Here is a 13,414-nt window from a genome sequence, read left to right on the forward strand (position 1 = left end):
CCGTCGGGCATGCGTGCCATGGGTTCCGCATCGTCGCGCCGGGACGGCGTTGCGCTACGGCGAGCGCCCCGTCAACTCCTTCATCCACCCCGCTGGTCTGCCCATCAACACCTCCATCATCGAGGTGTTGCGACGACCAGTTGAATCCGCCCTGACTGCGGAGTCGTTGATTCCGCAGATCGATGACGAAGCGCTGAATACGTTGCGGGCGATCGAGTTTCAACTCGACTCCGCCGTCGGCCGTGAGGCTATCTATCGGCTGTCGGCTACCGCGCCATGTTGGTGAAGCGCGACAGGTGCAGCTGGTGGGCCACGGTGATCGTCGCCGTCGGGCCGTTACGGTGCTTACCCAGGATTAGGTCGGCCTCGCCGCCGCGCGGATCATCGCGCTCGAACGCATCGGGCCGGTGCAGCAGGATGACCATGTCGGCGTCCTGTTCCAGCGAGCCCGATTCACGAAGATCCGACACCTGCGGTCGCTTATCAGTGCGCTGCTCGGGACCACGGTTCAGCTGACTGATCGCGATGACCGGAACTTCGAGCTCCTTGGCCAAAAGCTTCAGATTTCGGGAGAACTCCGAGACTTCCTGCTGACGGGATTCGTGCTTCTTACCGGAGGTCATCAGCTGCAGGTAGTCCACCACCACCAGCTTGAGCCCGGCCTTCTGGTTGAGCCGTCGCGCCTTGGCGCGGATCTCCATCATCGTCAGGTTCGGGGAGTCGTCGATGTAGAGCGGGGCCTCGCTGATCTCACTCATCCGCCGCGCCAGCCGGGTCCAGTCGTCATCGCTCATCCGGCCCGAACGCATATCGCCCAGTTTGATCTTCGCCTCGGCCGAGAGTAGTCGCATGACGATCTCGGTCTTGCTCATTTCCAGCGAGAAGATGACGCTGGGCAGCTGGTGCTTGATGGAACACGACCGCATAAAATCCAAACCCAGCGTCGATTTCCCGACACCAGGTCGCGCCGCCACGATGATCATCTGACCCGGATGTAGACCGTTGGTGATCTCGTCCAGATCGGTGAAGCCTGTCGGCACACCCTTGGACATGCCGCCGGCGGACGCGATCGCATCGATCTCATCCATCGTCGGCTGCAGCAGTTCTTCCAGAGGTACGTAGTCTTCCGACATTCGACGGTCGGTGACGTCGTAGACCTCGGCCTGGGCGCGGTCCACCACCTCAGCCACATCGGCACCCTCGGCCCCGGCGTACCCGTACTGCACCACGCGGGTCCCGGCCTCCACGAGCCGGCGCAGCAGCGCCTTCTCGGCGACGATGCCCGCGTAGTACCCGGCGTTGGCGGCGGTCGGCACGGTGGAGATCAGCGTGTGCAGATACGGCGCCCCGCCCACCCGGCGCAGCTGCCCACGCCGGTCCAGCTCGGCGGCCACGGTCACCGCATCGGCGGGCTCGCCCCTGCCGTACAGATCGAGGACGGCCTCATACACACTCTGGTGATTGGGCCGGTAGAAATCGTGCGGCCGCAGCTTCTCCAGCACATCGGCGATGGCGTCCTTGGACAGCAGCATCCCGCCCAGCACGGACTGCTCGGCAGCCACATCCTGAGGGGGTTGACGGCCGAACTCCTCCTCGGGAGGGGCAACTGGACCGGACTGGCCTAGATCGTCGACTATTGCCACGGCGCGCGGTCCTCCTACTCAACTCAGATCGAACGTATGTTCGCAGTCATGGTAACGACGGCGACTGACAATCCTCGTGGTCCCGGCGCGCCGCGGTAGACGTTAGATGTTGCTAGCGACCCTGCCAAGTGCACCTGTGGATGGGCCTGGGTATGGAGTGTGGACTACTGTCCAACCCGGTGTTAGGGGGTTGGGGACAACCTGGGGATAGCTACCTACAGTCCTGCACTTTTCCCAGTTGGCGGCCGGTTAACTAATTGACAGGACTGTGGATGGGAATCCGTTCGGCGTGTCGCATCAGGTTGCGTACTCGGGCGTGTTCTGTTACCCCTCTCAACCCTCTAGGTTAACTAGAGGTAGCTTCGCTGGAGTGGCACACGCGTACAATACGTTCGCCAGCAGATACGGCAACGGCGCCGCGGAAACCCGCGACGCCGTTGACCCGGCAGTATTTCGGATCGATCAGCCTGCGGCGACTACATCCACCGTGACCTTGGTTGCCACCCCGGCGTGCAGATGCACGTCCAGTGCGTACGAACCGATCTGCTTGATATGTGCCTTCGGCAAGGTGACGGTCCGCTTGTCCAGGTTCGGTCCACCGGCGGCCTTGATGGCGCCCACCACGTCAGCGGCGGTCACCGAACCGAACAGCTTGCCCTCGCCGGCAGTCTTCACCGTCAGCTTCACGGCACCCAGGCCCTCGATCGCCTGCTTGATCTCGTGGGCGTGCTCGACGCCACGGATCTCCTTGGCCTCGCGGGCGCGACGGATGTCGGTGGCCTGGCGCTCTGCACCACGGGTGGCAACAATCGCCAGTCCGCGGGGCAGCAGGTAGTTGCGTCCGTAACCGTCCTTGACCTCAACGGTGTCACCGGCAGTGCCGAGGTGCTCGACCTCGGTCGTCAGAATCAGCTTCATCAGATGTCCCTCCGGTCCTACCGCGTCGCCGAGCTGAACGGCAGCAGGGCTACTTCGCGCGCGTTCTTCACCGCGATCGCGATGTCGCGCTGGTGCTGAACGCAGTTGCCGGTAACCCGGCGGGCACGAATCTTGCCGCGCTCACTGATGTACGTGCGCAGCAGGTTGGTGTCCTTGTAATCGATGTTCAGCGCCTTCTTGGTGCAGAACGCGCACTTACGTGTCTTGACCGGCTTTTCCGGGGCAGGACGGCGCTTAGTCGTCTTGGCCATGGTGAATCTCTTTCTTTCTAGCTAGATAAGTTGTGTCGCCCAGATCAGAAGGGCGGTTCGTCGTCCGCTGCGGTGGAACCGGAGGCCGGGGCACTGCCCCACGGATCGTCGGCGGGCTCGCTGGGACGGGAAGCCCCGCCGCCACCTCCGCCGCCACCGAAACCTCCACCACCGCCACCACCACGCGAGGCCTTGTTGACCTTGGCGGTCGCGTACCGCAGAGACGGGCCGATCTCGTCGACCTCGACCTCCATGACGGTGCGCTTCTCGCCCTCGCGGGTTTCGAAGGAGCGCTGCTTGAGCCGACCAGTGACGATGACACGGGACCCTCGGGTCAGGCTCTCGGCCACATTCTCGGCGGCCTCACGCCAGATATTGCACCGCAGGAACAGCGCCTCTCCGTCCTTCCACTCCGAACTCTGTCGGTCGAAGATGCGGGGAGTCGACGCCACCGTGAAGTTGGCGACGGCGGCCCCCGACGGGGTGAAACGCAGTTCTGGATCGGCGGTCAAATTTCCGATGACCGTGATGGTGGTGTCACCTGCCACGGTTCCTCCTCGTGTCTGTCAGCTGGCGTGGTTAACCGGCAGCCTACGGAAGTCGACTGACTTCCGTAGGACCTCTAACGGGCTCCGGTGCGCAGGACCTTGGTCCGTAGCACGGACTCGTTGAGGCCAAGCTGGCGATCAAGCTCCGATACGGTGGCGGGCTCTGCGACCACGTCGATCACCGCGTAGATGCCCTCGGCATGCTTGGCGATCTCGTATGCAAGACGACGCTTGCCCCAGACCTCTACCTTCGAAACGGTTCCGCCGTCACCCCGGATAACGTTCAAGAACGTATCCAGCGATGGAGCTACGGTGCGCTCGTCAAGGGTTGGGTCGAGAATGACCATGATTTCGTACTGACGCATGAGAAACTCATCACCTCCTGTGGTCTAGTGCGGCCACGGCGTATCCGTGGCAGGAGAGTCGCCTGCGTCGGCAACCGGCCAAGGCTACCGCACAGCCCCCTGACCGGCGAAATCGCCCGACTGGAGGAACTACGCGCGGGAGATATGCGGTGTGGGCTTACGCGGCCGCAGCCAGGAGGGCAGCCATGCCGGGGCGTCGTCGGCGGCCCCGTCGCACGGCCCACCCGCCGGATCGTCGGTGTTGTCGCTGTGCGCGCGCACCACATCCTCGCTGGGGTGATAGATCTGGCGCAGCACCAAGGCGCACAGACCGATCACCGCGATGTCCCGCACCAGCACCGTGCCGGTGAACCACTGCTCGGGCAGTCCCTTGTTCTCCATACCCAGCAGGTAGTACATCCGTGGAATCCACACGAGCGCATCAACGGTCATCCATGCCAACAGGATTCGGCGGTGCGGCAGCGCCACCACGGCCAGCGGCACCAGCCACAGCGAGAACTGCGGGCTCCACACCTTGTTGGTCAGCAGGAACACCGCCACCACCAGGAAGGCCAGCTGCGCCACGCGCGGACGCCGCGGCGCCGTCAGCGCCACGTATCCGATACCTACGCAACAGATCCCGAACAGCACTGCCGAGACCGCGTTGAGAATGACCGGGGGTTCCCAGAAGCCCAGCGAGCCGTCGAAGCCCTGCCACCCCGTGAAGGATTTGAAGACGTTGTACAGCGAATCCATATCGTCGCCACGCCGGGTGTTGAGCCGGAAGAACTCCCCCCACCCTCGCGGAAAGAGCATCGCCACCGGCGCGTTCACCACTACCCAGCTGGCCAGCGCGGCGGCGGCGGTCTTCGAGAACTCGTGCATCTTGCCGCCCCGCAGGCTCACCAACAGCAGCGGAAACAGCAGCAGTACCGGGTAGAGCTTGGCGGACACCCCCAGCCCGATCAGCACACCGGCAAGCCAGGGTTTCTTGCGCGCCCACGCCAAGAGCGCCGTCATGCTGAAAGCCGTAGCGAGGGCATCGAAATTCGTGAAGATCTGGAAGATCACGATCGGAGACGCGGCGATCATCACCACATCCCAGGGACGTGTACGCGGGCTCAATCCCGCACTGGCCCAAATGGTCACCAGCCAGGCCAGCGCCAACCCGAAGGCCACGATGTTGAAGAACATCACGACTTCGGCGACGATGGGCAGCCCCAGCAGGTCGCTGGCCTGGGTGTACGTCTTGGCCAGAGCCATCGCGGTGTACTGGTACACCCCGGTGACCACCGGGTACTCCATGTACCGGACCGCCGGGGTGCCGTCGTACTGAATCTTCTGATGCCCGCTCGAGTCGGTTTCCAGCCAGCTCGACTTGTACGGGAAGCGGCCCTGGTTCAAGAGCTCCGCGCCGTAGAGCGGCACGGTATCCGAATAGCACAGTTGGTAGTAGGCGCGGTTGTTGTCCCAATTGGCCACGCGCTGAGCACCATTGCCGGTTCCACTCTGCTGCAGACAGGGCGCCTTGCTGGTCCACCCCAGGATCAGGAACCCCAGCGCGATGATGAACACCACCCGCAGTGGCGTCCAGAACGGTTGCCTGCCGACCAGCGCGTGCCGACCTAGCGGTCCGCCGACCACCTCGGACAGCTCGGCACCCATCACATCTGTGCGACTAGGGAAGTCACGGTCGTCGGCGCTGCGCAGGTCACCCGCGAGCTTTTCGGGAGACACCGTCGCACCCTGAATGTCGCCGGCGCTGCGGCTCACAGACTCCATGTCGCCGACGCTGCGGCTCACAGACTCCATGTCGCCGACGCTGCGGCTCACCGGCTCAATGTCGCCGATGGTGCGGCTCCGGGATTCTGCCGGCACCTGCCTACTGCCCCGGAGGTGGCGGTACGTCACCCGCCGGTGGCGCGGCCGGGCCCACCGGAATCGTTGTCGGGGGCCCCACCGGAATGGTGATACCCGGCGCGATCTCGATGGTCGGCTGGATGACCGTCACCTCTCCGCCACCGCCCGGCGCGGGCGCAGGCGGACCATTCGGCGCCGGAGGCGGCGGTACGTAGACGGGCACACCGGCATAACCACCGATGGCACCGGGCTTGGGGAAGGTCTCCTTGGTAGTGCCGTCCAGCGCACCATCCATAGTCTTCTTCCAGATGTCCGACGGCAGGCCGGATCCGTAAATCGGCCCGCCCCAACTGTTCTTGATCGGCTTGCCGTCGTCGGTTCCCACCCACACCGCTGTCGAGAGCGACGGGGTGACACCGACCATCCAGGCGTCCTTGTTGTCCTTGGTGTCGCCCAACTGTGCGGTACCGGTCTTGGCGGCCGACTCTCGGCCACCGGCCAGCGCATGTCCACGCGAGTAGCCCGCAATCGGCTTCATCGCCGAGATCGCGTTGTTGGCAACGTCATCGGATATGCGCTTCTCGCCGGTGTTGTCCGAGGAACCGGCGTCGAAAAGCACCTGACCGTCCGCGTTCACCACCTTCTGGATGAAATGCGGCTTCCGGTAAGTCCCCGACGCCGCCAACGTCGCGTACGCCGAGGCCATGTCGATCACCCTGGTCTGATACTGGCCCAACACGACGCCGTTGTTCGGCGGGCCGCCCTGACCGTCCTCGGACAGGGTGTGTGAGACACCGGGAAAGTTCTCGGCGATGCCCGCGGAATGCGCGGCGGTAGCCACATCATCGGGCCCGTTCTTCAGCTTCAGCATGAGCCGGTAGAAGCTGGTGTTCAGCGAGCGCTTGAGCGCCTCCGCCACCGAACACGTTCCGCACGAAGCATCTTCGCTGTTCTTGATGGTGATGCCCTGATAGGTCAACTCCGAGCTGTCCAGCTGATAGCCCAGGCCGATGCCCTGCTGCAATGCCGCCACCAAGGCAAACACCTTGAACGACGAGCCGGTCTGCAGACCCTGCTGCGCATAGTCCAGGCCCTGTGCGTTCGATCCGCCGTAGTAGGCCTTTACCGCGCCGGTACGTGGGTCGACGGAGACCACGGCCGTCCGCAGATCAGGGTTCTCACCCTGCAGGGTGCTGTTGACCGCGTTCTCGGCAGCCTGCTGTGCCTTGGTGTCGATGGTGGTCGTGATCTGCAGACCCTCGGTGTTCAATGTCTGCTCATCGATGTTGAACAGGTCGGTCAGCTCCGCCATCACCTGACGTTTGATGAGGCCGTTCGGGCCCGTCGTCGCGTTCTGTGCGGCGGCCTGCTCCGGCGGCACCGTTGCCGGATACACCTGCCCGGCGCGATCCTGCGCGGACAGGGCACCGATGGTCACCATGCCGTCGAGCACCCAATTCCACCGGTTCGTCGACTCAGGCAAGTCCACCGCGGGATCCAGTCGCGAAGGCCGTTGGATCAGCGCGGCCAACAACGCACCCTCGGACACGGTCAGCTGCTCGACCGGCTTGTCGAAGTAGGCCTTCGATGCCGCCGAGATACCGTACGCACCGCGCCCGAAATAGATGATGTTGAGGTAGGCCTCCAGCACCTGATCCTTGGACCAGGACTGGGACATCTTGGTGGAGATGACGATCTCTTTGGCCTTACGGGTGAGACCGCCGAGGCCGGCGCGCTGCGCGCCTACCATCGCGTTCTTCACGTACTGCTGAGTGATCGTCGATCCACCCTGAGTGTCGCCACCGAACATGTTGTTCTTGAACGCGCGCAGCAGGCCCGAGAAGGAGAAGCCGGGGTTGCCGTAGAAATCACGGTCCTCGGCCGCCATCACGGCCGCACGCACGTGCTGAGGCACCTGGTCGATCTTGATATCGACCCGGTTCCCGTCCGGTGGAACAACTTTGGCGAGCTCGGTGGTGCCGTCACTGGCCAGGATGGTGGACACCTGGCTGGTACGAATGTCGCCCGGCTTCGGGATGTCGACCACCGAATACGCCAGCGCGAACGTCGCCAGCGGGATAACGATCGCCAGCAAGACCAGCGCGATCATCACACGACGGAAAATTCTCCAGCCGTTGGTCTTTCGCTTACGGCGGCGCTGCGGCGGACGAGACGGACCACCGGGCCTGCCGGGTGGAGGTGGCGGCTCGTGCCCCATGCCCTCGTCGTCGTCACGCTCCAGTGCCGCGCGCGCGGCGGCCACGGCGTCCTCGTCGCGCCGGTACAACGGCAGATCCTCGACGGGGTCGAGGATCGATGTCGGGCGATCGTCCATGCTGGGGGTACGCGGTGAATCCGAGCCGCCGCTGTGAGCTACCGGATTCTGCCCGCCAACCACGCCGCCCTCACCTGGTGGCCTATTCACTGGCCGTCCGGGCACGAGTTGTCCGCTGACGTGGGGTGGTCCCCTTCGGCGCCGGGAGGGCGCCCATGACATACGACTTCACCAAATGATTCCAACTGCAGGTCCGGCATACCTCGACAACGTGCACGGCGAACTCCGAGTACCGAGTGGCAAGCATCACGAGTTCCTCAGCCGAACGGGCCGACCCGGATACCGCTCCCAAGTGCTCGCCGAAAACCCACGACACCAGCGTCAGTTGCTCCTTGCGGCAGATCGGGCAGACCACGGCACTCGATTTGCCGTGAAACTTAGCCGCGCGGAGCAGGTACGGGTTCGCGTCGCAGACTTCGGCCACGCCGGTACGCCCGGAATAGACCTCGGCCAGCAGGGATCGCCGCTTGAGCGCGTAATCCACCACCTGTCTCTGCAATCGCACGGTAACCAGAGTACGTGCGATTACCCGCAGGCAGACCCGGGGCCACACAGACAGCATGTCCTCTGCGAAGCCGAAGTCTGTCTGCGTTCCACTCGTTACGATTGGTCGGTTGTCAGGAAGAGGGGGCAGGGTGACATTTACTCGACTTTCGCCGGCGCTTGCCGGCTTTGCGGTTATCGCCGTGATCACATCCGGATGCGGGAAATCTGCCGACATCTCGTCGACGCAAGCAGCCACCTCAACGGCCACGTCGACGACGCGCCCGGCCCCGGTCGACGGTCCCGCAGCGACCGCCTCCGCGCCGGTTGGGGTGAAGGGCACCGGCAAGGTCGTCGGGTCCGCAGTCCTGAAGGTGACGGGCGCCGGAACGGCAACCGTCACCTGGAAGGAGAACGGCAGCCCCGCCCACATCGAGAAGGACGTCTCGCTGCCCTGGGAACACACCATCGACGTCGTCGAGGAGGCGCACTCCGAGGTCCGGGCCAACGGCGCCGGCGCCACCGGCTGCACGATCATGATGGGCGACATGCTGGTGTCGTTCAAGAGCGAGCCGAACCCGGTCTGCGAGTTCGCGTACTGGGGCTGATTCCGGCCACTCTACGATTCCTCGCATGGCGACCCGTGCCAAGGACTCTGACCGAGACGTCACCTGCAAGACGCTCGATGCCGCCTTTGGCGAGGGCCAGATCTCCTCGGAGGAACATCGTCAACGGATCGCCGTGGCCACCCGTGCGCAGACTCTCGGTGAACTCAACGGCGTGGTCTCCGATCTGCAGATCGCCGCACTTCCGGCCCACATACCCGCGCCGCAGCCTCAGCGGCGCCGCTGGCCGGCGATCGTTGTCACAGCCGTTGTCGCTGCCGCCGTCGGAGCCGGGGTGGGGAGCTACGCGACTCGGCCGGTGCCACCGGACCCGGGCGCGGCCGCCGACGGCGTCGCCCCCGTGGTGATCGCGCCGACCAAGCTGTTCTCCGTCCCGGGTCTGTCCGGCCTGCTGGACCAAATGCGCGCGAAGTTCGGTGACACCGTCGGCATCGAACTGACCGTCCGCTCGAACAACGCGTCGTTGGTCCGCATCGAACCGGCGGATCCGAACCTGCCCATCACGTACCCGTATCAGGGCGGGTTCCGCGACGGTGGTGCGATGCCCGGCACCTGGCGCGACGTTCGAATCGGAGATCTGAGCCGGTTCGATCCGGCCAAGATCGTCGGCGTCCTGCGCGGAGCTCCCGAGAGCCTGAATGTGCCCGCCGCGGGCGACGGCGGGACCGTCATGGTGATCAAGCCCCGTGATGAGGGCGTCGACATCACCATCACCGTCTCGGAAAAGGACCGCACCGGACGGATGGTCGTCGCGGGTAACGGTGAACCCAAAGAGGTCACGCCCGCATCCTGAGCATCAAGATCGCTCTACGATTCCTCGCATGGCGACAGTCACCCGGGCCAAGGACGGCGACCGCAACGACACCTGCAAGCTGCTCGACGATGCGCTGAGCGACGGACAGCTCTCCATGGAGGAGCACCGGGAACGGGTCGCTGCGGCCACCAACGCCTCCACACTGAGCCAGCTGAGCGCCCTCGTCTCGGATCTGCAGAACGCAAAGTCCGCGGCGAGTATGCCCGTCCTCCAGGGGTCGCAACGCCCCTGGTGGCGGCGGTGGTACGCCCCCGCCGGGGTGTCCACGGCGCTGGTCCTGGTGGGTGTTCTCGTCGGTTGGGGCGCGTACGGAAACACCAGCTCCCCTTTGGACTTCCAATCAGACCCGGGCGCCAAGCCCGACGGCGTGGCGCCGATCGTGCTGACGCCGCCGCGCCAGCTGATGTCGCTGGGCGGTCTGACCGGGCTGTTCGAGCAGATGCGCCAAAAGTTCGGCGACACCACGGGGTACGAACTGAACATCTACGGGGAGTACGCCCTACTCACCCGACCCGATCCGCGCGAGCCGCGCCGCACGCTGCGGTACCGCTACGAGGGCGGGTGGGACCATCCCGATGACGACAGTGGGTCGCATGCCGACCACGTGGTGGATCTCGGCAAGTTTGATGTCAAGACCATCGTCGGGATCCTGCGCGGTGCACCCGAAACCCTCGGCATCAAGGCCAGCGAGGTCAAGAACACCTACCTTTTCATCAAACCGAGCGAGGATAAGACCGCACCGCCGGACACCGTGCAGATCGACATCTCGGTGAGCGGTGAGTTCCAGAACGGCTCGATCTACGTCAATCCCGACGGCACGCCGATTCGGACCCTCTACCCGTCGGAGAACTAAACCTCCCCCGTGTGGCGCCCGCATATATCGCGGCGATACTATGTCCCGATCGGTGCACGAGAGATGCTCGGGCGTCATACACGGTGTTGGGAGGTGACTTCATGTTGGAACTGGCCATCCTGGGCCTGCTGCTTGAGTCACCCATGCATGGCTACGAGCTGCGCAAGCGCCTGACGGGCCTACTGGGCGCCTTTCGGGCCTTCTCTTACGGCTCGCTATACCCGGCCCTGCGCCGCATGCAGGCTGACGGGCTCATCGCAGAGGACTCCGCGCCCGCGGGCACCACGGTGCTGCTTCGTGGCAAGCGGGTCTACCAGATGACGGCGGCCGGCCGTGCTCGCTTCAGCGAGCTGGTGGCGGACACCGGTCCACAGAACTACACCGACGACGGCTTCGGTGTGCACCTGGCATTCTTCAACCGCACCCCGGCCGAGGCCCGGATGCGCATCCTCGAAGGCCGTCGCCGTCAGGTGGAGGAACGCCGGGAAGGCCTGCGCGAGGCCATTACCCGGGCGAGCAGTTCGTTCGACCGATACACGAAGCAGTTACACCAGCTAGGCCTGGAATCCAGTGAACGAGAAGTGAAGTGGCTCAACGACTTGATCGCCGCCGAGCGCACCGCGCAGGCACGGGTCGAGGAGCGTTAAGTATGTCCATCGGTAAAGGAGAACCGTCCATGTCCAACAACACATCTGAGGTGCGCGTCGCCATCGTCGGCGTCGGCAACTGCGCGTCCTCGCTGGTCCAGGGTGTGCAGTATTACCAGGACGCGGACGAGAACTCCAATGTTCCCGGTCTGATGCACGTCAAGTTCGGCCAGTACCACGTGCGCGACGTGAAATTCGTCGCCGCCTTTGACGTGGACGCCAAGAAGGTCGGCTTCGACCTTTCCGAGGCCATCGCCGCTTCCGAGAACAACACCATCAAGATCGCCGACGTACCGCCAACCAACGTCCTGGTACAGCGCGGCCCGACCCTGGACGGCATCGGCAAGTACTACGCCGAGACCATCGAGATTTCCGACGCCGAGCCCGTCGACGTCGTGAAGACGTTGAAGGACAACAACGTCGACGTCCTGGTCTCCTACCTGCCGGTCGGTTCCGAAGAGGCCGACAAGTTCTACGCCCAGTGCGCCATCGACGCAAAGGTGGCATTCGTCAACGCGCTGCCGGTGTTCATCGCCTCGGACCCAGTGTGGGCCAAGAAGTTCGAAGACGCCGGTGTACCGATCGTGGGCGACGACATTAAGAGCCAGGTGGGTGCCACCATCACCCACCGCGTGATGGCCAAGCTGTTCGAAGATCGCGGTGTCACCCTGGATCGCACCTACCAGCTCAACGTCGGCGGCAACATGGACTTCAAGAACATGCTCGAGCGTGAGCGTCTGGAGTCCAAGAAGGTCTCCAAGACCCAGGCCGTCACCTCGAACCTGAACGGCTCACTGGCCGACAAGGTGTACGACAAGAACGTGCACATCGGCCCGTCCGACTACGTCGCCTGGCTCGATGATCGCAAGTGGGCCTACGTCCGCCTCGAAGGTCGCGCCTTCGGCGACGTGCCGCTGAACCTCGAGTACAAGCTCGAGGTCTGGGACTCCCCCAACTCGGCCGGCATCATCATCGACGCGGTGCGCGCGGCGAAGATCGCGCTCGACCGTGGACTCGGCGGCCCGATCCTGCCGGCCTCGGCCTACCTGATGAAGAGCCCGCCGAAGCAGCTCGCCGACGACGTCGCGCGTGTTCAGCTGGAGCAGTTCATCGAGGGCTGACCGCTCACGTACTCCGCGTTATTTTTTGGCGCGCAAGCGATTCGCGATCGCAGTGAGCCTGTCGAGCTCCAGCAGTGTTTCTGTTTCACTTCGCGGATCAAGGTGAAACAGCACCCGATCCACACCGGCGTCCAGATATTCCGCGGCAACACGCTCGTCCCCGGCCGCGCCGCTCACGGTGGCGGGCAGGTCCGCGCGACCATGCTCGGCGAACCGACGGCGTGCCTCGCGCACATCATCGGGCGTCGACGTCTCCGCGTACGGCAACCAGCCATCGCCGAGCCGCACCGCGCGACGTTGTGCCGCCGGGCTCGGGCCGCCGACGTAGATCGGGATGGGCGATGGCGGACGCGGACTCGCTGCGACGGGCCCGAAATCCACATGCTCTCCGTGGAATTCGGCCACCTCATCGGTCCACAGCAGCTTCAGGGCGACCAACTGCTCGTCGAGTTTCACACCGCGCACCGTCGGGTCGGCGCCGTGGTTGCGCAGCTCGCCCAGATTCCACCCGACACCGACGCCGAGCACCGCACGGCCACCCGACAACGTCGCCAGGGTCGCCCACGCCTTGGCGGTGTGCAGCACATCGCGCTGGGGTAGCAACGCGACTCCGGACCCGACCACAAGCCGTTCGGTGGCCGCAGCCGCGTAGGCCAGCACCACGGGAAGGTCCCGGATCAACGGAAGCCGAGCACGAAACTCCGCATCGATCTCATCGGGTGTGTCGACCGGGAAGTACGAGTGGTCATCGAACAACAGCCAATCGAACCCGCGTTCCTCTACCGCGCGGGCGAGCACGTCCGGGCTCACGTATCCATCGGCCGAGGAGGTGGAGATACCGAAGTGGCTCACGACCTCCAGGAACCTCCCGCAGGCCCCCGAAATTCCTGGCAACGCGCTGCACGATCTGGTTACGGGGTGCAACATCGACCTACCCGGCTGAAGGAGAC

Annotated in this window: 14 protein-coding genes and 1 pseudogene; 6 read left to right on the forward strand and 9 right to left on the reverse strand. The window is 64.6% G+C overall.

Annotated features, from left to right (window positions below; translation table 11 throughout):
• Positions 1–13: 13 nt before the first annotated feature.
• A complete protein-coding gene (locus tag B4383_RS26195) occupies positions 14–286 on the forward strand; it encodes a hypothetical protein (protein ID WP_139360565.1) in 273 nt (90 codons plus the stop codon).
• On the opposite strand, the pseudogene dnaB reads toward B4383_RS26195, so the two are convergent.
• The 8 genes and pseudogenes from dnaB to B4383_RS06040 form a co-directional block, all read right to left on the reverse strand.
• Positions 270–1,643, reverse strand: a pseudogene (dnaB, locus tag B4383_RS06005) (replicative DNA helicase); the annotation flags it as partial. The gene B4383_RS26195 and the pseudogene dnaB sit on opposite strands and share 17 nt — an antisense overlap.
• A 462-nt stretch (positions 1,644–2,105) precedes the next feature.
• The gene (gene rplI, locus B4383_RS06010; protein WP_078289820.1) at positions 2,106–2,561 is read right to left on the reverse strand and encodes a 50S ribosomal protein L9; all 456 of its coding nucleotides are present in this window, start codon (positions 2,559–2,561) and stop codon (positions 2,106–2,108) included.
• Positions 2,562–2,578: 17 nt separating this feature from the next.
• Entirely contained in the window at positions 2,579–2,833 is a 255-nt protein-coding gene (gene rpsR / locus B4383_RS06015) for a 30S ribosomal protein S18 (protein ID WP_005064619.1), read from the reverse strand.
• A gap of 44 nt (positions 2,834–2,877) precedes the next feature.
• Positions 2,878–3,381 carry a single-stranded DNA-binding protein gene (locus B4383_RS06020; protein ID WP_078289818.1) on the reverse strand — a complete coding sequence of 168 codons (504 nt, stop codon included), beginning with the start codon at positions 3,379–3,381 and terminating at the stop codon, positions 2,878–2,880.
• A gap of 74 nt (positions 3,382–3,455) precedes the next feature.
• On the reverse strand, positions 3,456–3,746 hold the full coding sequence (gene rpsF, locus B4383_RS06025) for a 30S ribosomal protein S6 (protein WP_030097640.1): 291 nt from the start codon (positions 3,744–3,746) through the stop codon (positions 3,456–3,458).
• A gap of 129 nt (positions 3,747–3,875) precedes the next feature.
• Positions 3,876–5,462, reverse strand: a complete 1,587-nt coding sequence (locus tag B4383_RS06030; protein ID WP_078289990.1) for a glycosyltransferase family 87 protein — start codon at positions 5,460–5,462, stop codon at positions 3,876–3,878.
• Positions 5,463–5,607: 145 nt separating this feature from the next.
• Positions 5,608–7,983 carry a transglycosylase domain-containing protein gene (locus tag B4383_RS06035; protein ID WP_078289816.1) on the reverse strand — a complete coding sequence of 792 codons (2,376 nt, stop codon included), beginning with the start codon at positions 7,981–7,983 and terminating at the stop codon, positions 5,608–5,610.
• Between the two features lie 19 nt (positions 7,984–8,002).
• The gene (locus B4383_RS06040) at positions 8,003–8,425 is read right to left on the reverse strand and encodes a DUF5318 family protein (protein ID WP_078289989.1); all 423 of its coding nucleotides are present in this window, start codon (positions 8,423–8,425) and stop codon (positions 8,003–8,005) included.
• A gap of 130 nt (positions 8,426–8,555) precedes the next feature.
• Between B4383_RS06040 and B4383_RS06045 the strand changes: the two genes are divergently transcribed.
• From B4383_RS06045 to B4383_RS06065, 5 genes are all read left to right on the forward strand, one after another.
• On the forward strand, positions 8,556–9,011 hold the full coding sequence (locus tag B4383_RS06045; protein ID WP_078289814.1) for a hypothetical protein: 456 nt from the start codon (positions 8,556–8,558) through the stop codon (positions 9,009–9,011).
• A 25-nt stretch (positions 9,012–9,036) separates the two neighbouring features.
• Complete coding sequence (locus tag B4383_RS06050) at positions 9,037–9,822, forward strand: DUF1707 domain-containing protein (RefSeq protein ID WP_078289812.1); 786 nt, start codon at positions 9,037–9,039, stop codon at positions 9,820–9,822.
• 28 nt (positions 9,823–9,850) lie between these two features.
• A complete protein-coding gene (locus tag B4383_RS06055) occupies positions 9,851–10,696 on the forward strand; it encodes a DUF1707 domain-containing protein (RefSeq protein WP_078289809.1) in 846 nt (281 codons plus the stop codon).
• 101 nt (positions 10,697–10,797) lie between these two features.
• On the forward strand, positions 10,798–11,343 hold the full coding sequence (locus B4383_RS06060) for a PadR family transcriptional regulator (RefSeq protein ID WP_030097647.1): 546 nt from the start codon (positions 10,798–10,800) through the stop codon (positions 11,341–11,343).
• 29 nt (positions 11,344–11,372) lie between these two features.
• On the forward strand, positions 11,373–12,464 hold the full coding sequence (locus B4383_RS06065; protein WP_078289988.1) for an inositol-3-phosphate synthase: 1,092 nt from the start codon (positions 11,373–11,375) through the stop codon (positions 12,462–12,464).
• Between the two features lie 18 nt (positions 12,465–12,482).
• On the opposite strand, the gene B4383_RS06070 is transcribed toward B4383_RS06065, so the two are convergent.
• Entirely contained in the window at positions 12,483–13,316 is an 834-nt protein-coding gene (locus B4383_RS06070) for a TIGR03619 family F420-dependent LLM class oxidoreductase (protein WP_078289807.1), read from the reverse strand.
• Positions 13,317–13,414 lie beyond the last annotated feature (98 nt).

This window comes from Mycobacterium sp. D16R24 (assembly GCF_002013385.1).
In the GTDB taxonomy this organism is placed as follows: domain Bacteria; phylum Actinomycetota; class Actinomycetes; order Mycobacteriales; family Mycobacteriaceae; genus Mycobacterium.

Bases quoted from the DNA above. Each gene is read 5' to 3' on its own strand.
- B4383_RS06055 (WP_078289809.1), top strand. From the start codon at position 9,851: ATGGCGACAGTCACCCGGGCCAAGGACGGCGACCGCAACGACACCTGC.
- B4383_RS06050 (WP_078289812.1), top strand. From the start codon at position 9,037: ATGGCGACCCGTGCCAAGGACTCTGACCGAGACGTCACCTGCAAGACG.
- rplI (WP_078289820.1), bottom strand. From the start codon at position 2,561: ATGAAGCTGATTCTGACGACCGAGGTCGAGCACCTCGGCACTGCCGGT.
- B4383_RS06065 (WP_078289988.1), top strand. From the start codon at position 11,373: ATGTCCAACAACACATCTGAGGTGCGCGTCGCCATCGTCGGCGTCGGC.
- B4383_RS06060 (WP_030097647.1), top strand. From the start codon at position 10,798: ATGTTGGAACTGGCCATCCTGGGCCTGCTGCTTGAGTCACCCATGCAT.
- rpsF (WP_030097640.1), bottom strand. From the start codon at position 3,746: ATGCGTCAGTACGAAATCATGGTCATTCTCGACCCAACCCTTGACGAG.
- rpsR (WP_005064619.1), bottom strand. From the start codon at position 2,833: ATGGCCAAGACGACTAAGCGCCGTCCTGCCCCGGAAAAGCCGGTCAAG.